Raw genomic sequence first — 21,688 nt, 5'->3', positions numbered from 1 at the left:
TCCTCTTCGCGGAGCCATTTTTAGTCTTACAAAGTAAGGCTTTTTTTATTTTTTGATAATATATTTGAAAAGTATGCAACATAGCTATTAATTAAATATTAGCTATGTTGCATACTTTTAATATTAGCTACCTTCATGTTCAGTAGATATCATTAATTTATCATTATTTGTTTTTATTATAATGTTTCCATTTATATCAGTCCTAAGCATTTTAGAATTTAGATTTTCCAATGCTTTTAAAGTATTTTTATGAGGATGACCAAAATCATTTCCCATGCCACAACTTATTACAGCTATTCTAGGGTTTACTTTAGATAAAAATCCTTTGGAAGATGAAGTCTTACTTCCATGGTGTGCTACTTTTAATACAGTAGATTCTAAAGATTTTTTACTAGCTAATAAAATATTTTCAACTTCTTCTTCCATATCTCCAGTAAACAAAAATGAGGTATTTTTATTTATATATTTTATTACTATAGAATGATTGTTTAAATTATCATCGGAGATATCACCGGTCCATAGAAAATCTATATAATTATCCTCTGAAAGTTGAATTTTAAGATCGTCATTAATATTTCTAATTGTAAGTCCTTTACTTTTAAGTGCGTTTACTAAGTTAGAAAAATTCTTATCTGTGGATAAAACTTTAGGCATAATAAACTCTTCTATATAAAAATTATTAACTATATCATCCATAGAACCAATATGATCTTCGTGAGGATGAGATGCAATAAGGTAATCTAATTTTTTAATTTTATATTTTTTAAGATAAGAAATTAAAGTGTCCTTAGCGCTATTTGGTCCACTATCTATTAAAATATTAAAATTATTATTCTCAATAAGAATAGAATCTCCTTGGCCAACATTTATAAAATGTATCCTAGTTTCTGAATCCTTCAATTTAGTATTAATACTATTTTTGCTAGTATAACCTAGTAAGAAAAAGGAGACAAAAAATATTATAGATAATATAAATAGAGTTCTATTACTTTTATAAAATTTTTTCATGAGACCTCCTTAAGTAGTACATGTAATATATAAAGTATTGACAAAATTTCAATATATACTTCACCAGAATACATATTATTGATATAATTAAATGTAAACATTAAAAAAGGACGTGAATTATTTGAGAAAATTAAGATTTGGAATAAAATTTTCTTTTAAAATGCTTGAAATTGCCATTAAAAGAATTACATATTCAATATGTAAAAATAAATTAACAGAAGAAAAAAGGGAAGAATACTTATATAATTTAGAGAAGGACTGGGCTGCTGCTACAATTAAATATTCTGAATTAAAAGTTCATGTTGTAGGTAGTGAAAACTTATTAAATCAAACATGTGTTTATGTTTCAAATCACCAAAGTATGCTAGATATACCTGTAATAATGATGAATATAAAAGATACTGCAGGAGCTGTGGCTAAAATCGAAATGAAGAAAGTACCGGTTATATCCTATTGGATGAAGGAATTAGGATGTGTATTTTTAGATAGAGAAAATGGACGGGAAGGTTTAAAGGCAATCCTTCAAGCTATAGAAATAATAAAAAGTGGCAGATCTATGCTTATATTTCCAGAAGGTACAAGAAATAGAGACAAGGGTGTAGGTGATTTTAAAAAGGGAAGCCTAAAACTTGCAGTTAAGGCTAATGTACCAGTGATACCAATTACGGTAAATGGAACCTATAAGGGATTAGAGGGAGATCCAGAAGATTTAAAAGCTCAAATTATTTTTCATAAACCAATTTATATGGAGGACTTAAGTAAAGAGGAAAAAGCTAATTTATCTGAGATATGTAGAGAGATAATAGCAAGATCACAAGATGAGAATATATAATATATAAATAAAAAGCTTCAAGGAAAATTTCTTTGAAGCTTTTCTATTAAGTTTAATTTAGTCTATGGTTAATACTATGGATTTAAGTCTAGTCATAGCTTCAATACTATATTTTATGCCTTGAGTACCCATACCTGAAGCTTTAACACCGGAGAATGGGAAGTGATCTGGTCCTCTTTCAGACTTATTATTTATTTGAACAGCCCCCACTTCTAATTTGTTAGCTACATAGAAGGCATCATTAATATTTCTTGTAAATACACTGGATTGAAGTCCATATTGAGACTTATTAGCAATTTCAATTGCTTCATCTTTATCCTTTACTCTAATTATAGGGAGTACAGGACCAAAAGGTTCTTCCCATGCAATACGCATATCACTAGTTACCATATCAAAAAGAGTTGGGTGTAGTAAGTTACCCTCTCGCTTATTACCACATAGCAATTTTGCACCTTTACTTAAGGCGTCTTGAATAAGCTCTTCAACAAAATCAGCAGATTTTTTATCAATTAAAGGAGTAATTTTAGCTCCAGATTCAGGAGTGCCTATAGTGAGTTTTTTTACTTGTTCCAAGATTTTAGAGGATAATTCATCGGCAACATCTTCTGTAACTAATACACGTTTAATAGCTGTACATCTTTGGCCAGAATAACTATATGCACCTGAAACAATTTCTCTAGCTGTATCATCTAAATCAGCATCTTTTAGTACAATGGCAGCATCCTTTCCACCCAGCTCCATAATCATAGGTACCATACCAGCAATTTTAGCTATATGTTTACCTACTTCTGTAGAACCGGTAAAGTTGATAAAGTTTATATTGTCGTTAGTAACCAGATAGTCACCTATTTCAGAAGATTTACCAGTAACAGAGTTTATTACCCCATCAGGAACACCTGCTTCTTGAAATATCCTAATAAGATGAAGAGCACTTACAGCACCCTGTGTTGGAGGTTTAAGAATAACACTGTTACCACCAACTAAGGCAGGAGCAATCTTGGAAGCTGATAGGTTAATTGGATAGTTAAAAGGTGATATAGCAAGGACTAAGCCTATAGGTACTCTTTGAACTAGACTCATCTTATTTTTTTTAAATCCTGGGAAAGTATCAGCAGCTATTGTTTCTCCTTCTAGATTTTTACCAGCATCTGCAGTAAATCTTATAAAATCTGCAGTACGCTTTACTTCAGAAATAGAGGAATTAATATCTTTGCCTATTTCCATCATAAGAACTTTAGATAATTCATCACAATTTTCTTCAAGCAAAGTTGCTGCTTTATGTAAGATTTCAGAACGTTTACTTACAGGTACATCACTCCAGGAATTTTGGCTTTCTTTAGCAAAACTTATTATCTTATCCACATCATCTTGACTCATTTGAGGTATAGTACCTATTAATGAGTTATCGCTAGGAGAAAAAATATCTATAGTATTTTCCGTTGTCATCCATTGACCATTTACTAAATTACAGTAATGATTTTCTTTCTTTACACATTTGAACAAAGAAAAACCACCTCTTTCATATTTTTTATTTATTAATAATATTATTATCAAAGAGGTAAGTTTAAATACTAGAAATAGAATATTAAGTTTTAATTATTATGCAATATTTGCAAAATTTTATCTTCAGAAATATCTAAATTGGAAAGCAATCCAGATACGCAGGTTACATATTCTGGTGTTGAGTTACTGCTCCATTGAATTTTATCATTAATAATATTTTCAACTATCCCGCATACATCAAAACCAAGACCTTCTAATGAATATCTTAATTTCCTTGGGAATATACAAGGCATGTTATTGCTACGAGAGCAGTTGTTGCAAATTAGGCATCTTCCAGAAAATAGTGCAATGCTGTCATTATAATAAGATTCTAAGGAGAGTATTTTATTATCATTAAATTCTCTAAAATTATAATAAAGACCATTAAAAGTATTAGTAAATTCATCAGTGCTATTACTTATATCACTATATTTACATAGAGAGTAGGTAACAATATCATTTAGTTCTTCCTTTGGAATTTGCTCTATATAGGTTTTACCACTAATTACATAACAATATTTGTATTTAGAAACATATTCTAAATCACTAAAAGAGAGTGGAGGACAAGACCATACCTTATTAAATTTATTACAACTTTCGCAGTATTTATTTACTATCTCAGGAGTATAATACTTTAATAATTCATCAATACTACACTTTTTAACATTATAAGAAATATATTTTATCATTTTTAACACCTCAGCTAAGTTTTTCATAGGATATTTAGGCATAGAGCATTTTTATATAAGTTAAAAAATTTATTTAAATTACATTATGCTATTGCCAACCTATCTAAACTATTATAAATTAAAAACAAAATAAATCCTATAAAATTATAAAATAAAAAAGCCGCAATTGCGGCTTTAGAAATTATTCCACATCAGTATATTTACTCTTTGCAAAGAATGATATAGCATAAAGACCTGCTAATCCTACTATGGCATAAACAATTCTACTAAATGTGCTTATAGCACCGAAGGCACTAGAACCTGCAAATAAAATTGCAACTAAGTCAAATTGGAATAATCCTATTAGGCCCCAGTTTACCGCACCAACAATAACTAAAATTAGTGCAATTGAGTCTAATACTTTCATAAAAACATCTCCTTTTAAATAGATTACAGTTGATAGTATTACCATTAGTTTTAAATTTTAAACAAAAAATCATAAAAAATCCTATTGTTAATATTTTGTGAACATATTAAAAATCTGTTATAGTAAGTACATTTTTATAGATATATATTATATAATACTATTTAGTTACAATATATTTGAAAGAAGGAATTTTATGAAAAATGTATTAATATTTTTAGGAAGTATTTTATTATTTTCAATTATAGTATTAGGTATATATGCTTTACTAAAGAAATTTGTATTTAATAAAATAAAAATAAACAAATGGTTAGTACTTATAATGGCTTTTATTGTGTTTGTAGTACCACCACTAGTATTTACAACATTACCAGTGTTAGTAACAAATTATGTAATACCAGGTATATTCGTTATATTATTTCTATGGTTTTGGGATTTGTGTGGCTTCATGTCTAAGACTCAAAATAAAATTGCCAAGGCTGCTTATAATAAACCTAAGAGTAAGAAAAATGATATAGTAATAAAACCAAAGGCAAAACCTAATAGAGTTAAAAATAATCCTAATAATAAATAAAAATATAGTTGAATTAGATAAAGAAAAGGATGCAAGTATAATTAAATACTTACATCCTTTTCTTTATTTTTTTATAAATATGCTATAAAACCTTTATTCCATTAACATAGGTTTCTAAAATTTTGGTTTCTTTAATTTTGTTTTTAGGTACAGCAGTTATATCTTGAGATAAAACTACAAAATCAGCTAGATAATTTACTTTAATTTTACCTTTTATATCTTCATCAAAGGACATGTAACTAGGTCCTGTAGTATAAGCTTTTAAAGCATCTAAAGGGGTAACACCTTCATCAATATTAAAGCCATCTACAGGTTTATTATTTAGATCTGTTCTATTTACAGCTCCATGGATTCCTTGGATTATATTAAAACTTTCAATAGGAGCATCAGAGCTAAAGGCTACAGGAATGCCTTTCTGTATCATAGAATTAAAGGCATAACTACTTTTAGTTCTAGCTTTGCCTACTGCTTTTTCAACTATAGGATAATCACTCATAACAAATGCTGGTTGTACATTAGCTATTATATTGAGCTCCTTGAATCTATCTAATAAATCCTCATTAGTAAATTGACAGTGAACTATAACAGGTCTAAGATTATCATCAGTATCTTTAGAAATTTTTTCATAGGAGTTTAATATCATTTCACAAGCTCTATCTCCAATACCATGGATAATAATTTGAAATCCTTGTTTAAAACCCTTAGTAACAAAATTATCTAAATCCTCTTGAGAATAAATACTAATACCATTACCAGGAGTATCCTCATAGTTATCTATCATAGCTGCAGTACGAGCACCTAAAGAGCCATCTTGAAAAAGTTTAAGACCTCCAACCTTAAGAAAATCACTACCTACCTTTGACTTCAAACCAAAACTATTAGCTTCCTCTAATAATTCATCAGTATTAAGGCATAGCTGAAGAGTTATTCTTACAGGGAGGTTGCCTTCTTCTTCTAACTCTCTATAACTTTGAATTAAATTAGGTAAACTTCTACAGTGAGTTAAGTCTTCAGTTTGGACAGAGGTTATGCCACATTTAATTAAGTCATCAAAGGCGCTACGGAGTGAAGATTTTATCTCTTCTACAGAAGTGGTAGGAACCTTACTAAGTGCAATATTTAAAGCATTTTCACGAAGAATTCCAGTAGGAACTCCATTTTCTCTATCTATAGCACCGCCAGTAGGATTTTCTTTCATTTTATCTATACCTAAGAGTTCAATAGCTTTTGAGTTAATTACCCCTATGTGACCACATATTCTAGAAAATATAATTGGATGATCACAGGAGATTTTATCCAGATCATATCTATTAGGAAGTCGTTGTTCTTTAAAATAGTTATCATTCCAGCCTCTAGAAATTATGTATGTATCCTTTGGAATATTGTTTTTATTAAGATAAGACTTAACAACACTAATCATTTCATCTATGGAGGATAAGTTATTTAGCCTTACTGCAGTCTTTTGAAACCCATAATTAAGTAGATGCATATGAGCATCATTAAAACCTGGAACTACAGTATTGCCTTTTAAATCTGTAACTTTGTAGCCCTCTTTAGAAAATAATGACAGTAAGTCGTCATTACATCCTACCGCTAGAAATTTTCCATCTCTCACAGCAAAGGATTCATAAACCTTATTGTTATCCAAGGATATAACGTTTCCATTAACGTATATATCTATAGACATATAATCACCACCTATTATAATATAGTTAAATAATATATATAGTTATTCTTTAGAATAATATAAAATCCTCTTTAAAACTTGTAAAGGTTTTAGTTGTTGAGAAATTTTAAATAAATTGTAGTGTTATTTATACATATAACTTGTAAAATTATTATTATATGATAAAATTTAAATATAAATTATTTTAAAGGAGAGCATTATTATGTGTAGATGTTGTTGTTGCTGTTGTAACATATGTATAATTTAACAAGATACTACTGAGCTATAATAATGTAATTAATAATTGATATAAATTTTAATCGTTATTTAAGCTACAGTTGGTTCTGTAGTTTTTTATATTTTATACTAATATGATTTAGAATAAGAACAGTTTAATGTTATGTAAAGTATAAATATAGTTAAGCATATATTATATAGATAAGTTACAGAACAGTAATTATCATTAAAACATTAGTTATAAGAAATATGTAAAGGAGACATGAGATGAGTTTTTATTTATACAACACCATGACTAGAAATAAAGAAGAATTTATTCCTGCCAATAAAAATAAAGTTGGAATGTATACTTGTGGCCCTACTGTCTACAATTATGCCCATATAGGAAACTTAAGAACATATATATTTGAGGATGCATTAAAAAAATCCTTAGAGTATGTAGGTTATAAAGTTAAGCATGTTATGAATGTAACAGATGTAGGTCATCTTCAATCAGATGGAGATGAAGGTGAAGATAAAATGGCTCTAGGTGCAAGTCGTGAGCATAAAACAGTATGGGAAATCGCAAAATTTTATGAAGATGCTTTTTTTGAAGATTGTAAAAAGCTAAATGTAAAAAAACCAACAGTGGTATGTAGAGCAACAGAACACATAGAGGATATGATCAAATTTGTTCAAAAGCTTGAAGAACGTGGTTACACATATGAATCAAATGGAAATGTATATTTTGAAATAGATAAATTTGAAGATTATACAAAGCTTGCAAATCTCAGTATAGATGAGTTAGAAGCTGGTAGTAGAATAGAAATAGATCCAAATAAGAAGAATCCTTTAGATTTTGTACTATGGTTTACAAATTCTAAATTCTCCAATCAAATAATGCAATGGAATTCTCCTTGGGGTAGAGGATTTCCAGGATGGCACTTAGAGTGCTCAACCATGAGTATTAAATACTTAGGTGAGAATATTGATATTCACTGTGGTGGAATAGATCATATACCAGTTCATCATACAAATGAAATTGCTCAATCAGAAGCAGCTTTGGGTCATAAATGGGTAAATTACTGGGTTCATGGAGAATTTTTAGTGTTAGATGGAGGCAAAATGTCTAAATCAAGTGGAGACTTTTTAACAGTATCTAAACTTGAAGAAGAAGGATTTAGTCCATTAGATTATAGATATTTCTGCTTACAATCTAAGTATAGAAAACAACTGGTATTTAGTTTTGAAAGTCTAAAAGATGCCCAAAATGGCTATAAGGCATTAAAGAAAAAAATAGGGACTATATTAACTAATATTGATGAAACCAATAATATGAATAAGGAACTTATTAGCGGATATCAAGAAAAGTTTAAAACTCAAATAAGTGATGATTTAAATATAGCCAATGCATTTACAGTGCTTAATGAGGTTATAAAAGATGGTGAATTAAATAATAAAGAGAAAGCATTTTTAATTGAAGATTTTGATAAAGTTTTCTCACTTAATTTAATGACTATTGAAAAAGAGGCTATTGAAGTGGATGAGAAACTAATAAATCATCTTATTGAAGAAAGAAATATTGCAAGAAAAGAAAAAAACTATAAAAGATCAGATAAAATTAGAGCACAGTTATTAGAGATGAATATAGAGGTGCTAGATAGTAAAGAAGGAACTTCTTGGAGAGTAAAGTAAATAAAATAAAAACACATGGGGTGAATTTGAAAGTAACTCCATGTGTTTTTGTTAATCCTCACAATTGCATATGCTATTAATAAAGTTATATATTCTACATTCCAATACAGGATATATACAGTTAATTTGCTCAAGAATTTTATAGGCAGTTTTTTCAGCTTTTTTCAATTTAGAGGTTTTTCTTTTAGTGATAGTAGAATTATTTAATAATTGTGTTGTGCCCATAGTTAGATAAGAAGTATTAGAAAGCTGAATTAATATTTGAAGCAAAGGTGATATACAATTAGCTACATATAAAACTTCATAATCATTAAGAGATAATAAGTTAAGCTGAGTTTTTAGCACATTTAGGCTAGTAGTAATTTCAGTTAAAGAAAGCAACTCACTTTTAAGAGAAAGTAAAGTGCTGGGATCAGAAGCAGATTCTGAAGAACTTTCATTTATTTTATCTAGGCTAGATGATATTAGTGCCGTTAAATTGTCTATGCTAGTAGATATTTTGCTTATATCCTCCATAAAATACTCCTTGGAAATTTAAAATTCATATATTAAGTATATTAAATAGAGTATATATATATTCATTTTACATGTGATTTCAACTATGGCAAAATATATATAGGCAGAAAAATGTATAAAAATATAGATAATATTATTGACATGGGATAAATAATCGAGTAAAATAATAAAAGTCATTGAGAGTATTCGATGATAAAGAAAATAGTTATTTTCTTAACTGGGCGATGATATTGCAGACTTTTTCTATATGAGCAATATCCGTATATCAACAACTAAGTTAGTGGTATTATCGCAATGCTAATGAAAAATTAAAAAATTCTTCATTAAAGACAAACTTATTTAGTTTGTATAAGTACAAAGATAATTATAATTTCTATGTACTTATCTGGTAAGCATATCTTGAAGGTAACACCCGTAACCATGCCGAACACGACGGTTAAGCTTCAAAGAGCCAAAAGTACTGCACGGGAGGCTGTGTGGAAGGATAGGTTATTGCCAGGTAGTTTGGTTCACTAGCTCAGTCGGTAGAGCACATGACTTTTAATCATGGTGTCCGGGGTTCGATCCCCCGGTGAGCCACCAAAACACCTTATTTTATAAGGTGTTTTTTTTATAGGTTGATTACAAGGTCTTTACTCCTATGTCTTTCAAAGTGAGAGTAAAGAGGAGTTAAGTCCATAGATATCCATTGCTCCTAAAGGAGAACCAGTTCTAAGTATGGAAAAAGCTCTGTTGAAAATTACAGGGATAGGATATATTGCTTTTAAATTTTGAAATCGTATAGATAATCAATTTAGTATTTAATATTATAAAATGGCTTGATTTATATGAAAAATTCATATAAATTAAGTAAGGAAGAAAATTAAATTTAATATTGTATGGATGAATGTTATTGAAGATACTTAGTTTTTTAAAGACTAAGTAACCGTAGGAGAAAGAGTTAATTACAAGCTTTTAATTAACTTGAAACTTTCAGGTTGAATACAATAGCAGGACATAACCCTGGAGAGACTCTTTACATTAATAATTAAAGAGCATCAACGAAGCAACCTTTATAGGGAATCTTTCAGATAAAAGGACAGGGAGTAAAAAGCATTTATTAATTATGTTTTTTACTCCTTTTATAATGCAAAATATTAAATTGGAATATTATTACACATAAGTAGAGAGGAGAATATAATTATGCTATTAATTATTTTTGAAGTTGTTGGAACAGTGGCATTTGCATTTTCTGGAGCTTTAGTAGGGATGCAAAAAAAATTAGACTTATTTGGAGTTATATTTTTAGGAATTATTACAGCTATTGGGGGTGGAATATTTAGAGATATAACCTTAGGACAAACACCACCAACTGCTTTTATAAACCCTACTTATTTTATTATAAGTATAGTGGTATCTATTATGGCTTTTTACGGATATCCTAAATTATCTAGTATGTACACTACATCTAAAAGAAAAGAAATTATTTCTGAATCTCAGGGTAATAAATATATGAGTGAGGAACAAGTACTTAAAATAGCTAATAGGAGAAAGCAAATAGCTATCTTAAAAAAAGTAATATTAATTTTAGATTCAATTGGACTTGCTACATTTACAATATTAGGTGCAAATTTAGCTTTTAAGCAAGCTCATAGCAATATATTTTTAGTAGTTTGTATGGGATTAATTACAGGTGTTGGAGGCGGAATTTTAAGGGATACCTTTGTTCAGGATACTCCAATGATCTTTAAAAGGGAGATTTATGCAGTGGCATCAATACTTGGAGCATCGGTATTTTACTTATTTAACTATTATGAAGTGAATTACGATATAACTTTTTGGGTATGCTTCACAATAATATTATTATGCAGAGCTATATCTATAAGACTCAAATTAAATTTACCAATATCTAATTCTGACAAGTATGATATAAACTTATAGGGCCAATAATTAAGTAAAGAAAAAGCTCATATAGATTTTAATAGTACATTACGTGAATATATCTACTGGATATATTGCAAAAAGTAGTAACTTCTTATTTCTAATATTTTTTATAAATAAACATCACATAATTATTATGAGTACATATTATATTATTAGGAACAGCTATTGAAGCTAATTCTTAATGTAAATAAACATTAATATACTAGATCTAGACAGAAATATTTTATAGTATTATAGGTTCCTATAAAATGTTTAGTTGTTAGAAACTATTATAAAATTGATTAAAAAGTGGGGAGAAATATAATATGTTAAATAATAATGAATTCTTCTATTATGATGAAAATAATGAACAAGACTATTCAGCAGAAATGTTTGCTCAAGATTTCAGATATGGACAACCGGATGGAGTAGATTTTGAACAAGAGTCCTTTAGAGGCAAAGATGGAAATTGGGGACATGATTGTAAGCCATCACATCATAGACCATGTCCACCATGTCCAAGACCATGCCCACCATGTCCAAAACCATGCCCACCATGTCCAAAACCATGTCCACCATGTCCAAGACCATGCCCACCATGCCATTGTCAATGCTCAAGCGGAGATGATTGGTGGATAATTTTAATACTATTATTCTGCATATGCCCATTTGGTGGATTTTTCTGGTAAAATATAGTATTATCAATAACTTAAATGCAAATATTTATAGATAAAATATTAAAATAAACATGTATCAAATATAGAAATGGTCATCACTGTATATTAATATATATAGTGATGACTATTATTTTAGGAGGATTGTAAGATGACTAGACGAGAAAAATTGATAAAACTAATTGAAGAGAGGCTTAATAAAAATGAAGTTATAAATTATTATGTGGAAGGTGCTTTTGAAAGTACTGTAAATGGAAGACAAAATACAATGACAGGGATACTAGTAACCACTAATGAAAAAATCAGATTTTGTGGTAAAAGATTTTTCCTAGTTTATGATGACATTATAGAATATAAAGATATTGAATATGTAGAGGCTAATGAAGAAAAACTTGGCCATAAAATTTTTATAGCTGGAAAAGAAAAATCTTATTCAATGAAATTTATCATAAGCAAAGATGTACATAATTTTGTAGATAGTATAAATAAAAATTTATAATAAAATAAGTAGCCAAAAGAAACTTCAAGGTTTAATGATTATTATCTATAATAATAGTAAATAATAATAATAATTTAAATCTGGTGAGTATACTATTAGAGGCTACACCCGTATCCATTCCGAACACGTAAGTTAAGTTCTAATAGGCTATATATACTACATTAATGAAAATGTGGGAAAAGTAGTTATTGCCGGGTATAAAACAGAAGCTAAAAACTTTAAAGAAGCAAGATAAAAGGATGTATAATGGTTTATTATTAATATGCTTAACATATTTATTAATGAATCTATTAAAATCTTAAATTAACTAAAGATATAATATACGGTGACTTTAAAATATAAAGAAGAAGAGATAGTTTTTTATCTCTTCTTTTTTGTGCAAAATCAGCTATTATTAGCCAAGTTTATGTTATTAGACAATCATTTGTAAATAAAGATTAAAACTAAATATATAGGTAATGTAGATAAAAATAAATTTAAGATAAATTTAAGCTAAGTAATTTAGTATAGGATTGTACTAGATGACACAAGGAGGTGATTTATATGAAACAAGTTAAATTTAGACACGAGATAAAGCATTTAATAAATATTTCAGACTATTTGGCAATTAAAAACAGATTAAAAAATATTGCACAGTTAGATGAGAATGCAGGAGATAAGGGTACTTATACTGTAAAGAGTCTATATTTTGATAATATTAATAATAAGGCATTAATGGAAAAAATTAATGGAGTAAATAATAGAGAAAAATTTAGATTAAGAATTTATAATGATAACCATTCTTTTATAAAATTAGAGAAAAAAAGTAAAGTTAATGGATTATGCAGTAAGATTGCAACAAGTATATCTATGAATCAATGTGAAGATATAATAAAAAATAATATTGATGACATATTTAAATACAAGGAGCCTATTTTAACAGAGTTATACTCAAAGATGAAATATGATTTATTACGTCCTAAGACTATAGTTGAATATACAAGGGAAGCATATGTATTCAAGCCAGGAAACGTGAGAATTACCTTTGATAGTAACATTAAGAGTGGTTTATATTCACAAAATTTTTTTAATGATAACCTTGCTACCATAGGAATGCCAGGAAGGAGTCCTATAGTTTTAGAGGTTAAGTTTGATGAGTTTTTTCCTGAAATTATTAGAGATATGATTCAAAGAAAAGATAGAGAAAGTTCTGCTTTTTCAAAATATGCAGCTTGCAGAATTTATGAATAAAATTAAGTTATTTGGAGGAGATAAAAATGGATAAAGCATTAAGTTTTAATGATATTTTAAAATCAAGTTTTTTAGAAAAGGCATCAAGTTTTTCAATTGTAGATGTAGCTATAGCCCTAGGACTAGCTCTTGCTATTGGACTATTCATATTTTTAGTATATAAGAAAACTTTTAAAGGCGTAATGTACTCAGAAAGTTTTGGTATTTCACTTATTGCAATGAGTTTAGTTACAACATTAATTATTCTTGCAATTACTTCTAATGTAGTACTTTCACTTGGTATGGTTGGTGCTTTATCAATTGTAAGGTTTCGTACAGCAGTTAAAGAACCTATGGATATTGCATTTTTATTTTGGTCAATAAGTGTAGGAATTGTTGTAGGCGCAGGATTAATACCTCTTGCAGTATTTGGCTCAGCATTTATAGGAATTATGATTATTGTATTTGCAAATAAGAAAAGTATTGATAATCCTTATATCTTAGTTGTAAGTTGTAAGGGAGATAGAAGTGAAAATAATGCCATGGAGTATATTAATAAATATGTTAAAAAATATGTGGTGAAGTCTAAAACCGTTTCTGCAGGGAGCAATATTGAATTAACAGTAGAAATAAGATTAAAAGAAATGTCTACTCAATTTGTAAATGAAATTAGCAGTATATCAGGAGTAAACAATGCAGTGTTAGTAAGTTACAACGGAGAATACATGTCTTAATATTTAGGTGGTGTATGAAGTGATTTCAAATAAGTATATAAATATTTTTATAGCAATAATTATGGCATTAAGTCTGGCATTGGCTGGAGTAATGGCAACTATTGATATGTCTACGGTTGAAGCAAATGCTACAGAGAAAACAACCCGACCAGAGTATATAACAAATCTTTTTAACAAAGATGATATTATGGAAATTGATATAGATATAGATGAGAAACTTTGGAATGAACTAGCAGATAATGCTATGGAAGAAGAATATTATAGTGCCAATATAACTATTAACGGAGAAACTTACTATAATGTTGGGCTTAGAGCTAAGGGAAATACAACATTATCACAAATTGCTAATGATGATACTACGGATAGATATAGTTTTAAAGTTAAATTTGATGAATATATCGATGGACAAACTCTTAAAGGCCTTGAGAAATTAGCATTAAATAATATGATGCAGGATACAACTTATATGAAAGAATATCTTTCCTATGATCTATTAAACAAAATGGGAGTTTCTACTCCAGCGTTTCAGTATGCTAGCATCACCTTAAATGGAGAGCCTTGGGGTTTATACTTAGCCCTTGAGGTTATGGAAGAAAGCTATATTGAAAGATACTATGGAACAACAGGTGGAAATTTATATAAACCTGAAACTACTAATATGGCAAAAAACAATATGCCTATGGAAAAAGGCAAAGAAATCAATGGGCCTATGGGAAGAAATACTGGTGGAGCAGACTTAGTATATTCTGGAGATGAGCATTCTAATTATTCTACTATATTTGAAAATGCGATTTTTGATTATACAAATGAAGATGACTACGATAAAATAATAGCCATGATAAAAAGCCTTAATGAAGATATTGATGACATAGAAAAATATTTAGATGTAGATGAAGTATTAAGATATTTTGCAGTAAATACTTTTGTTGTAAATTTAGACAGTTATGCATCAAACATGAAACATAATTATTATCTATATGAACAAGATGGAATATGTTCAATACTTCCTTGGGATTATAATTTAGCCTTTGGAGCATTTCAAGGAGAAAGTGCAAGTAATGTTATAAACTTTTCCATTGATAATCCTGTAGCCGATAGTTTAGAAAGTAGTCCACTTATAGGAAAGCTTCTGGAAGTAGAAGAGTATAAAGAAAAATATCACGAGTACCTTAATGAAATAGTTCAGGATTATGTAAATAGTGGAGTATTTACTGAAACAATTAATAATATAGATAATTTAATTGGTGATTATGTGAAAAATGATGCTACAGCCTTTTATACTTACGAAGAATATGTAGCTTCTATTCCTGAGTTAATTACCTATGGAGTAGACAGAGCTAAGAGTATATCTGCTCAACTTTCTGGATCCCAGTCCTCTACTTCTACTGGAAATATGGCTACTAATTTAAATTTATCTGCCCTTGGTAGTCAAGGTGGTGGAGGTAATAGAGAGGGAAAGGATATTCCTCAAGATATAAAAGAGAATAATAATCCTGAAAAGGGAATGGGGATTGGAGAAAAATCCAACAATATGCAGAATAATCCTGAAAAAGGAGCTCCTCAGGGTACCTTTAAGCCAGGAAATAATCCAGGTGATATTAATAGAGAAAATTCTCTAAATAATATGAGGATAAATACGTCAAATGATACAAATATTAAATCTAATTTGATAATATATGGCATATGTCTCCTAGGAATTATTTCAGCAATAATAGTAGTGCTAAGGTTTAAAAGAAAAAAATATCATGTATAAAATACTAAAAGCTATCTAAGAGTATATATTTAAGATAGCTTTTAAACTTATATAATTTAGATTATAGTACTTTTCTGTGTTTAATTATAAATTCTCTTATTCTAAAATAGGAAGTTCAACAATAAAGGAAGTATCTTTTCCTGCATTACTTCTGGCATAAATCTTTCCTTTATGGCTTATTACTATAGAATTTGCAATAGCTAAGCCTAAACCATAACCACCAGTTTTCCGTTGTCTAGACTCATCAGAACGATAAAACCTTTCGAAAATTTTTTCTAGGTCTTTATCAGGAATTCCTTCTCCAGTATTAGTAATAATGATTTCCATCTTAGATTTTAATTTACTTGAAGTGATGGTAATAGTTCCATTTGGAAAAGTGTGTTTAATAGCATTATCCATTAGAATATTAAAAAGCTTTTTAATTTCTTCTAAGTCACCATTTATAAAAAAATTATCCTTTAAATTGTTTTGTAATTCTATTTTATTTTCAAAGAAAACTGCTTCAAAGGACATAAGTAAATTTTCTAGTATTTTATTTATATTTATAGGTTGTAGGTTAAGTACTTTTTTATCTTCATCAAGCTTTGCTAAGGAAAGCATATCATCTATAAGATGAGACATTCTATCAGTTTGTAGATCTATATAATTCATCCATTTGCCTTGACTTTCAATAGTTTTATCTTTATTAGATGAAACTAAAGCTAAATTAGTTTTAATAATAGCAATAGGTGTTCTAAGCTCATGGGAGGCATCTGCAATAAATTGTTTTTGTTTTTCGAATACCTCTTTAATTGGCGCTATGGTTTTATAAGCTAGATAATAGCTTATAGTAAACAATATAATCAAACTGATAAAGCCAGTTATGAAAAAAGTCTTTAAAAGGTTTTTTAATAGATTTTGCTGAGGTGACTTATTTATTAAAGCAATTCTATTAATCTTACCATCTAAGCTTTTAAAGTATGCAAAATCAGTATTTTCAATTTTTATAACTCCTGATGAAGATTCTTTGGATAGAATATTAACTGCTAATTCAACAAGAATATCTTTATCAACATTATATGGAGTAATAATATTTATCACGTTTAAATTATGGTCAAGATTTATTAGTATACCATTGTTAAGAGGACCACCTTTACTGGGTCCACCATTGTTAGGTTCATGGATTAGTGCATTAAGAGAAAAGTTAATCTGTCTTTCTCCACTATTCCAAGTTATAAAGTATATGACTCCAAATATACAAAAAAATACAAAGGTTAAAAGAGACATATTTATAATAATAAATTTATATTTTAATTTTTTAAACATACTACTCCTCCAATTTATAACCAATACAACGAAGGGTAGATATTTTGGATTTAGAGCCCACATAGGATAATTTTTTTCTTAAAAAAGATATATAGACCTCGATATTATTATATTCAGCATCAGAGTCATAGCCCCAAACCTTTGTAATTAAATCATCTTTAGTAACTATTAAAATAGGTCTTTCCATAAAGTATTTTAGAATTTCGAATTCCTTTGAGGTAAGTCGGACAGAGTTACTATTTCCTTCAAGTTCATAAGTAGATAGATTTAAGGAAAAGTCACTAAAATGAAGAGCATTATCATTTATAACTTCAGCTTTTCTTCTACTAAGAGCTCTTAATCTAGCAAGAAGTTCTTCATGAGAGAAAGGTTTTACTAAGTAATCATCTGCTCCATAGTCTAATCCCTTAACTTTATCTTGAATTTCACCTTTAGCAGTGAGAAGAAGAATAGGAGTAGATACATTATTAGCTCTTAGCTCCTTTAGAATCTCTAATCCATTAACTTTGGGGAGCATTATGTCTAATATAATCAAATCATATATTCCTGTAAGACCATAATCAAGACCTGCTTCACCATTATAAATGCTATCTACTATATATTTATTTTTACTGAGAATTTCTTTTAGAGCTTCAGCAAGGTGTATTTCATCTTCAACTAATAATAATTTCATAATTCATCACCCTTTAATTACAAATTTTTAGATAATATTACGTTTTTTTATTTAATTTTATCATACAAATCTTAAATTCATATTAAAATTATTATTTATTTTTAGAAAATAGTAAAAGTACCATATCGTGTAGTAAAGGATATTATTTTTTGTTTCGATTATATCTATGTACAGAGTGTATATATAGCTGTAAATTTTTTTTGTATATAGTAAGGTGGGGAAGATATGAAGGTCAGGAAAAGGGCAAAGAATGAACTGAAAAGTAAGAAAATTAAAAATACTAAAAAAGGAAAACAGAAAAGGATTAGAGGAATAGGAATGCAACTTATGTTAAGTTTTACAGTAATCATAGTATTAGTTGCAGCATTTCTATCTGCTTTTTCTCTTTATATGAATAAAAAAATTATTACTGACAAATCTAAAAGTCTCCTAGAAAATGTAGCTACATCTATGGCAGGAGAAATAAATCAATTGACAGATAGTTATGGAGTTATAGTAAATCAAATAGCAATAAATGATTTTTTAATAGATGATACAGTAGATATGAAAGAAAAGTTAACAAAATTAAAGAATATAGCTGAAAAAATAGAGTTAAAAGAAATTGCTATAGTAGATGCTGAAGGGAATTGTGTAGATACTTCAGGAGAAAGTACTAATATTAGTGATAAGGACTATTTTTCAAATGGATTAAGTGGGCTTACATTTGTTAGTGAACCATACTTAGGTACAACTGATAGTATGTTAGAAATAGCTATAAGTACCCCAATAAAAGAAAATGGGAATATAAAAGGTGTTTTAATAGCTTATCTAGATGCTAATAAATTATCATCAATAATATCAAAGGTATCCATAGGTAAAAGTGGAAATGCTTATTTAATAAATAGGGAAGGAAATATAATAACTGATAATGATTCCTTGCTTATAGGAACTAAACTATTAGATACAGTTAAAGATAAAAATGGTTCTGAAAATATGAAACAGATTATAGGAAAGATGACATCGGGAGAAAGAGGAGCCAGTGAGTATAGACAAGGTGCAGATGAAAAATATATTGGATTCGCATTTATAGAATCAACAGGGTGGTCTGTAGGTGTAGAAGTAAGTGGAAGTGAGCTATTAGCAGAAATACCAGAACTTCAAATAAAAGTAGTAATTGTATGTATTATTTTTATAGTGTTAGGTCTAATATTTGGATACCTAGTAGCTAAATCTATGACTAAAAGATTAGGCAGAATAGGTACTATTGTAGAAGATATGGCAAAGGGTAATTTCACTAAATCCAATATAGGCAAAATGAACAATGATGAAATTAAAGATATATATACGGCTGTAGAAAAAAGCAAGGAAATTATAGGTGGAATGATTCTAAATGTTAAAGATAGTTCCATGGTTATTGAAAGCGAGGCTTCATCTCTAGCTGCTTTGGCAGAAGAATTTGTATCAGGAGCTCAAAGCATAAGTGAAAGTATAGAAGAAACTGCTACAAGCTCACAAAGGCAGGCAGAAGAATTGGAAGATGTAACTAAAGAACTAGAAGAATTCGATAATAAACTTTCTACTAATATTAGTAACATATATAATATTAGTGATATGGCGGAAAATATTAATAGCAAAGCGGATAAGAGTAATGAGGATATGGAAAAGTTAGCCATGGCCATGAATGAGTTAAGTAAATCCTTTAAAGAGTTTAATAGTTCAATATATAGTATGAAATCTAGTATGGAAACTGTAACAGAAATAACAGAAATTATTAATAGTATATCTGAACAGACAAATCTTCTAGCACTAAATGCGGCTATAGAGGCTGCAAGAGCTGGAGAAGCTGGAAGAGGTTTCTCAGTAGTAGCTGATGAAATTAGAAAGTTAGCAGAGCAAAGCAAGGAATCTACCCAAAATATTTATAATGTAATAAATAATGCTATTAAAGAGAGTGAAACTATAGAAATTAAAAGCAACAATATAAATGGTGAATTAAATAACGGACTAATTAGCGTAGATAATGCTATAGATTCATTTAAAAATATTGCAGCATTAGTTTTAGATATGGTACCTAAAATAGAACATGTAGCAGTTAGCTCTAAAGAAATTATAGAAGATAAAAATTCTATTACTGAAAATATAGAAAATTCAACGCAAATATCTTCTGAGGTTTCAGGAAATACACAACTAATAGCTGCATCTACAGAAGAACTTACAGCTTCTAGTGATGAAGTTGCAAATGCAGCAGAAAAGTTACTTGGACTTACAGAAAATATGAAAGAGTTTATGGAACAATTTAAACTCTAGTATAAGGGTAGTCATCGGATAAACAGAGTTCTTAGCTTCTTTGAAGGTTAGAAATCGTTATCCAGGGACGTAGCAGCTCTTTACTCCCATTTTGAAGAAAATGGGAGTATTAGAGCTGGTAGTCATCGGATAAATTAAGACTTTAAAATAAATTAATTTTTATTTTAAGGTCTTTTTTGTTTATTTTATGGGAAAGGTGAAATACTAATTAATACATGAATTCTGATTTAAATAATAAAGTTATACATTGTTAGTGGAGGTATAATGGAAATATTAGAAGAAAAGCAGTTAAATCTTAAGTTTATTAGTATAACGGCTATTTTATTTATAGCAGGAATATGTATTAATTTATATTTTATGAATTTGCATGAAAATGAAAAAACTAAGGAAGTAGATAGTAATGAAAAAGATATAGTAGAGAATCATATACAAGTACCATATAGTCAAGAGATTGAAGCATATAGTGAAATCTATGGACTAGATCCTTATTTAGTTGCAGCTATAATCAAAACAGAAAGCGGGTTTGATAAGGATATTGTTTCATCTATGGGAGCTGTAGGATTAATGCAGATAATGCCAAGTACAGGAGAATGGATAGCCAGGCAACTAAATATAGAAAACTTCTCTATAGAAATGCTGAAGAATGAAGATGTGAATATAGAAATGGGGTGTTGGTATCTAAATTACTTAAAAAATCAACTTAAATATACAAATGAAATGCTAGCAGCTTATAATGGTGGCATAGGGAATGTATGTAAATGGCTTCAGGATCCTAGATATTCCAAGGATGGAGAAGTAGTTCATACAATACCATTTAAAGAAACCGTAAACTATATAGAAAAAGTAGCTGTAGTTTATAAAGAATATGTAGACTTGTATAAAAGTGAAAAGTAACTTTTATAAAGAACTATGCTGTAGTATTAAAATAAACCTCTGGAGATTATTAAAATAATTTCCAGAGGTTTATTGATTTTAGTTATAATATTTGAAAATGTGTATAGAATTATAGTAGGTTGATGTAAAATACTGTTAATGAGGTGATGAAATGAGTGATGACTTATTTTTACTTAACAAAGGAATAGGAAGAAAAAAATATAGTATCTATGTACTAGCTTTCTTAATAGGATTTATAATTTTAGAGATTATTGGAATATTTATTACTTTTAAACTTGAAAAAACTGATAATGGGTTGCTAATAGCGGCTTCCATGTCTTTTCAGATTACCCTGATAGTTTTTATAAATATAATGTTATTCATTTTAAGTTATAAAAGATTTAAGGATATAAATTTATCAGGTGTATTTGGAATACTTGCAGCTCTTATATTTGTTCAAATCCCAGTGATAATATTTCTAATATTTTTTAGAGGAAAAGAAAAATGTGGAAAACAAAAGGAGGAAAGTATGGTAAATACCCTTGAGGAAAATGCAACAATAACGCTATGTGAGGGAGAAGAAATGGAAGTCAGAGAATCTAACTTAGGTCAATAATAAAAAGGGTTTTCACAAAATAA

20 protein-coding genes, 1 tRNA gene, 2 rRNA genes and 1 riboswitch are annotated in these 21,688 nt (G+C 28.7%); of the genes, 15 read left to right on the top strand and 8 right to left on the bottom strand.

Annotated elements, in window-relative coordinates; genetic code table 11:
- Window positions 1-123 precede the first annotated feature (123 nt).
- Window positions 124-1,008: a ComEC/Rec2 family competence protein gene (locus tag B3Z56_RS18020; protein WP_346879353.1), complete on the bottom strand. Its 885-nt coding sequence runs from the start codon at window positions 1,006-1,008 to the stop codon at window positions 124-126.
- 121 nt (window positions 1,009-1,129) lie between these two features.
- Between B3Z56_RS18020 and B3Z56_RS18015 the strand changes: the two genes are divergently transcribed.
- Entirely contained in the window at window positions 1,130-1,840 is a 711-nt protein-coding gene (locus B3Z56_RS18015) for a lysophospholipid acyltransferase family protein (protein WP_346846304.1), read from the top strand.
- A gap of 57 nt (window positions 1,841-1,897) precedes the next feature.
- On the opposite strand, the gene B3Z56_RS18010 is transcribed toward B3Z56_RS18015, so the two are convergent.
- The 3 genes from B3Z56_RS18010 to B3Z56_RS18000 all read right to left on the bottom strand — a co-directional run bounded on the left by B3Z56_RS18010 (window position 1,898) and on the right by B3Z56_RS18000 (window position 4,477).
- Complete coding sequence (locus B3Z56_RS18010) at window positions 1,898-3,343, bottom strand: NADP-dependent glyceraldehyde-3-phosphate dehydrogenase (protein ID WP_346846305.1); 1,446 nt, start codon at window positions 3,341-3,343, stop codon at window positions 1,898-1,900.
- 89 nt (window positions 3,344-3,432) lie between these two features.
- Window positions 3,433-4,071 carry a DUF2284 domain-containing protein gene (locus B3Z56_RS18005; protein WP_346879352.1) on the bottom strand — a complete coding sequence of 213 codons (639 nt, stop codon included), beginning with the start codon at window positions 4,069-4,071 and terminating at the stop codon, window positions 3,433-3,435.
- A gap of 181 nt (window positions 4,072-4,252) precedes the next feature.
- On the bottom strand, window positions 4,253-4,477 hold the full coding sequence (locus tag B3Z56_RS18000; RefSeq protein ID WP_035134290.1) for a DUF378 domain-containing protein: 225 nt from the start codon (window positions 4,475-4,477) through the stop codon (window positions 4,253-4,255).
- A gap of 193 nt (window positions 4,478-4,670) precedes the next feature.
- Here B3Z56_RS18000 and B3Z56_RS17995 point away from each other — a divergent pair, with 193 nt between their 5' ends.
- Window positions 4,671-5,048 (top strand): hypothetical protein, encoded by a 378-nt coding sequence (locus tag B3Z56_RS17995; protein WP_346877175.1) that lies wholly within the window; start codon window positions 4,671-4,673, stop codon window positions 5,046-5,048.
- An 82-nt stretch (window positions 5,049-5,130) separates the two neighbouring features.
- On the opposite strand, the gene B3Z56_RS17990 is transcribed toward B3Z56_RS17995, so the two are convergent.
- Window positions 5,131-6,735 (bottom strand): amidohydrolase, encoded by a 1,605-nt coding sequence (locus tag B3Z56_RS17990; protein ID WP_346877174.1) that lies wholly within the window; start codon window positions 6,733-6,735, stop codon window positions 5,131-5,133.
- 483 nt (window positions 6,736-7,218) lie between these two features.
- On the opposite strand from B3Z56_RS17990, the gene cysS reads away from it, so the two are divergent.
- On the top strand, window positions 7,219-8,625 hold the full coding sequence (gene cysS / locus B3Z56_RS17985; RefSeq protein ID WP_346877173.1) for a cysteine--tRNA ligase: 1,407 nt from the start codon (window positions 7,219-7,221) through the stop codon (window positions 8,623-8,625).
- A gap of 51 nt (window positions 8,626-8,676) precedes the next feature.
- Here cysS and B3Z56_RS17980 read toward each other — a convergent pair whose 3' ends face one another.
- On the bottom strand, window positions 8,677-9,141 hold the full coding sequence (locus B3Z56_RS17980) for a hypothetical protein (protein ID WP_346879351.1): 465 nt from the start codon (window positions 9,139-9,141) through the stop codon (window positions 8,677-8,679).
- 384 nt (window positions 9,142-9,525) lie between these two features.
- Between B3Z56_RS17980 and rrf (B3Z56_RS17975) the strand changes: the two genes are divergently transcribed.
- The 9 genes from rrf (B3Z56_RS17975) to B3Z56_RS17935 all read left to right on the top strand — a co-directional run bounded on the left by rrf (B3Z56_RS17975) (window position 9,526) and on the right by B3Z56_RS17935 (window position 15,912).
- Window positions 9,526-9,642: ribosomal RNA gene (rrf, locus tag B3Z56_RS17975) — 5S ribosomal RNA — on the top strand.
- Window positions 9,643-9,647: 5 nt separating this feature from the next.
- A tRNA-Lys gene (locus B3Z56_RS17970) sits at window positions 9,648-9,723 on the top strand.
- Between the two features lie 410 nt (window positions 9,724-10,133).
- Window positions 10,134-10,233, top strand: a riboswitch (glycine riboswitch).
- A gap of 90 nt (window positions 10,234-10,323) precedes the next feature.
- Window positions 10,324-11,061, top strand: coding sequence for a trimeric intracellular cation channel family protein (locus B3Z56_RS17965; RefSeq protein ID WP_346846311.1), 738 nt, complete (start codon window positions 10,324-10,326; stop codon window positions 11,059-11,061).
- 308 nt (window positions 11,062-11,369) lie between these two features.
- On the top strand, window positions 11,370-11,732 hold the full coding sequence (locus B3Z56_RS17960) for a hypothetical protein (protein WP_346877172.1): 363 nt from the start codon (window positions 11,370-11,372) through the stop codon (window positions 11,730-11,732).
- Between the two features lie 136 nt (window positions 11,733-11,868).
- The gene (locus B3Z56_RS17955) at window positions 11,869-12,216 is read left to right on the top strand and encodes a PH domain-containing protein (RefSeq protein ID WP_346846313.1); all 348 of its coding nucleotides are present in this window, start codon (window positions 11,869-11,871) and stop codon (window positions 12,214-12,216) included.
- A gap of 79 nt (window positions 12,217-12,295) precedes the next feature.
- Window positions 12,296-12,413: ribosomal RNA gene (gene rrf / locus B3Z56_RS17950) — 5S ribosomal RNA — on the top strand.
- 346 nt (window positions 12,414-12,759) lie between these two features.
- Window positions 12,760-13,446, top strand: coding sequence for a polyphosphate polymerase domain-containing protein (locus tag B3Z56_RS17945; RefSeq protein ID WP_346846314.1), 687 nt, complete (start codon window positions 12,760-12,762; stop codon window positions 13,444-13,446).
- Window positions 13,447-13,472: 26 nt separating this feature from the next.
- Window positions 13,473-14,159 carry a DUF4956 domain-containing protein gene (locus tag B3Z56_RS17940; protein ID WP_346846315.1) on the top strand — a complete coding sequence of 229 codons (687 nt, stop codon included), beginning with the start codon at window positions 13,473-13,475 and terminating at the stop codon, window positions 14,157-14,159.
- 19 nt (window positions 14,160-14,178) lie between these two features.
- Window positions 14,179-15,912, top strand: a complete 1,734-nt coding sequence (locus tag B3Z56_RS17935; protein WP_346879350.1) for a CotH kinase family protein — start codon at window positions 14,179-14,181, stop codon at window positions 15,910-15,912.
- A 96-nt stretch (window positions 15,913-16,008) separates the two neighbouring features.
- Here B3Z56_RS17935 and B3Z56_RS17930 read toward each other — a convergent pair whose 3' ends face one another.
- Both B3Z56_RS17930 and B3Z56_RS17925 read right to left on the bottom strand, forming a co-directional pair.
- The gene (locus tag B3Z56_RS17930) at window positions 16,009-17,217 is read right to left on the bottom strand and encodes a HAMP domain-containing sensor histidine kinase (protein ID WP_346846317.1); all 1,209 of its coding nucleotides are present in this window, start codon (window positions 17,215-17,217) and stop codon (window positions 16,009-16,011) included.
- 1 nt (window position 17,218) lies between these two features.
- Window positions 17,219-17,890 carry a response regulator transcription factor gene (locus B3Z56_RS17925; RefSeq protein ID WP_346846318.1) on the bottom strand — a complete coding sequence of 224 codons (672 nt, stop codon included), beginning with the start codon at window positions 17,888-17,890 and terminating at the stop codon, window positions 17,219-17,221.
- A gap of 225 nt (window positions 17,891-18,115) precedes the next feature.
- Between B3Z56_RS17925 and B3Z56_RS17920 the strand changes: the two genes are divergently transcribed.
- From B3Z56_RS17920 to B3Z56_RS17910, 3 genes are all read left to right on the top strand, one after another.
- Window positions 18,116-20,176: a methyl-accepting chemotaxis protein gene (locus B3Z56_RS17920; protein WP_346879349.1), complete on the top strand. Its 2,061-nt coding sequence runs from the start codon at window positions 18,116-18,118 to the stop codon at window positions 20,174-20,176.
- 264 nt (window positions 20,177-20,440) lie between these two features.
- Window positions 20,441-21,070, top strand: a complete 630-nt coding sequence (locus B3Z56_RS17915; protein WP_346879348.1) for a lytic transglycosylase domain-containing protein — start codon at window positions 20,441-20,443, stop codon at window positions 21,068-21,070.
- 151 nt (window positions 21,071-21,221) lie between these two features.
- Complete coding sequence (locus B3Z56_RS17910) at window positions 21,222-21,665, top strand: DUF805 domain-containing protein (protein ID WP_346879347.1); 444 nt, start codon at window positions 21,222-21,224, stop codon at window positions 21,663-21,665.
- The last annotated feature ends 23 nt before the right edge of the window (window positions 21,666-21,688 follow it).

The organism is Clostridium sp. UBA7791 (assembly GCF_002480755.1).
In the GTDB taxonomy this organism is placed as follows: domain Bacteria; phylum Bacillota; class Clostridia; order Clostridiales; family Clostridiaceae; genus Clostridium_J; species Clostridium_J sulfidigenes.
The sequence above is the reverse complement of the archived record's forward strand: the minus strand, read 5'-3'. Positions and strand labels throughout refer to the sequence as shown.

What these genes read in the sequence shown, in the direction of transcription:
- B3Z56_RS17995 (WP_346877175.1), top strand. Translation starts at nt 4,671, where the DNA reads ATGAAAAATGTATTAATATTTTTAGGAAGTATTTTATTATTTTCAATT.
- B3Z56_RS17980 (WP_346879351.1), bottom strand. Translation starts at nt 9,141, where the DNA reads ATGGAGGATATAAGCAAAATATCTACTAGCATAGACAATTTAACGGCA.
- B3Z56_RS17965 (WP_346846311.1), top strand. Translation starts at nt 10,324, where the DNA reads ATGCTATTAATTATTTTTGAAGTTGTTGGAACAGTGGCATTTGCATTT.
- B3Z56_RS17920 (WP_346879349.1), top strand. Translation starts at nt 18,116, where the DNA reads ATGAAGGTCAGGAAAAGGGCAAAGAATGAACTGAAAAGTAAGAAAATT.
- B3Z56_RS17925 (WP_346846318.1), bottom strand. Translation starts at nt 17,890, where the DNA reads ATGAAATTATTATTAGTTGAAGATGAAATACACCTTGCTGAAGCTCTA.
- B3Z56_RS18020 (WP_346879353.1), bottom strand. Translation starts at nt 1,008, where the DNA reads ATGAAAAAATTTTATAAAAGTAATAGAACTCTATTTATATTATCTATA.
- B3Z56_RS18005 (WP_346879352.1), bottom strand. Translation starts at nt 4,071, where the DNA reads ATGATAAAATATATTTCTTATAATGTTAAAAAGTGTAGTATTGATGAA.
- B3Z56_RS17940 (WP_346846315.1), top strand. Translation starts at nt 13,473, where the DNA reads ATGGATAAAGCATTAAGTTTTAATGATATTTTAAAATCAAGTTTTTTA.
- B3Z56_RS17960 (WP_346877172.1), top strand. Translation starts at nt 11,370, where the DNA reads ATGTTAAATAATAATGAATTCTTCTATTATGATGAAAATAATGAACAA.
- B3Z56_RS17910 (WP_346879347.1), top strand. Translation starts at nt 21,222, where the DNA reads ATGAGTGATGACTTATTTTTACTTAACAAAGGAATAGGAAGAAAAAAA.
- B3Z56_RS18000 (WP_035134290.1), bottom strand. Translation starts at nt 4,477, where the DNA reads ATGAAAGTATTAGACTCAATTGCACTAATTTTAGTTATTGTTGGTGCG.
- B3Z56_RS17930 (WP_346846317.1), bottom strand. Translation starts at nt 17,217, where the DNA reads ATGTTTAAAAAATTAAAATATAAATTTATTATTATAAATATGTCTCTT.
- cysS (WP_346877173.1), top strand. Translation starts at nt 7,219, where the DNA reads ATGAGTTTTTATTTATACAACACCATGACTAGAAATAAAGAAGAATTT.
- B3Z56_RS17955 (WP_346846313.1), top strand. Translation starts at nt 11,869, where the DNA reads ATGACTAGACGAGAAAAATTGATAAAACTAATTGAAGAGAGGCTTAAT.
- B3Z56_RS17945 (WP_346846314.1), top strand. Translation starts at nt 12,760, where the DNA reads ATGAAACAAGTTAAATTTAGACACGAGATAAAGCATTTAATAAATATT.
- B3Z56_RS17990 (WP_346877174.1), bottom strand. Translation starts at nt 6,735, where the DNA reads ATGTCTATAGATATATACGTTAATGGAAACGTTATATCCTTGGATAAC.
- B3Z56_RS17915 (WP_346879348.1), top strand. Translation starts at nt 20,441, where the DNA reads ATGGAAATATTAGAAGAAAAGCAGTTAAATCTTAAGTTTATTAGTATA.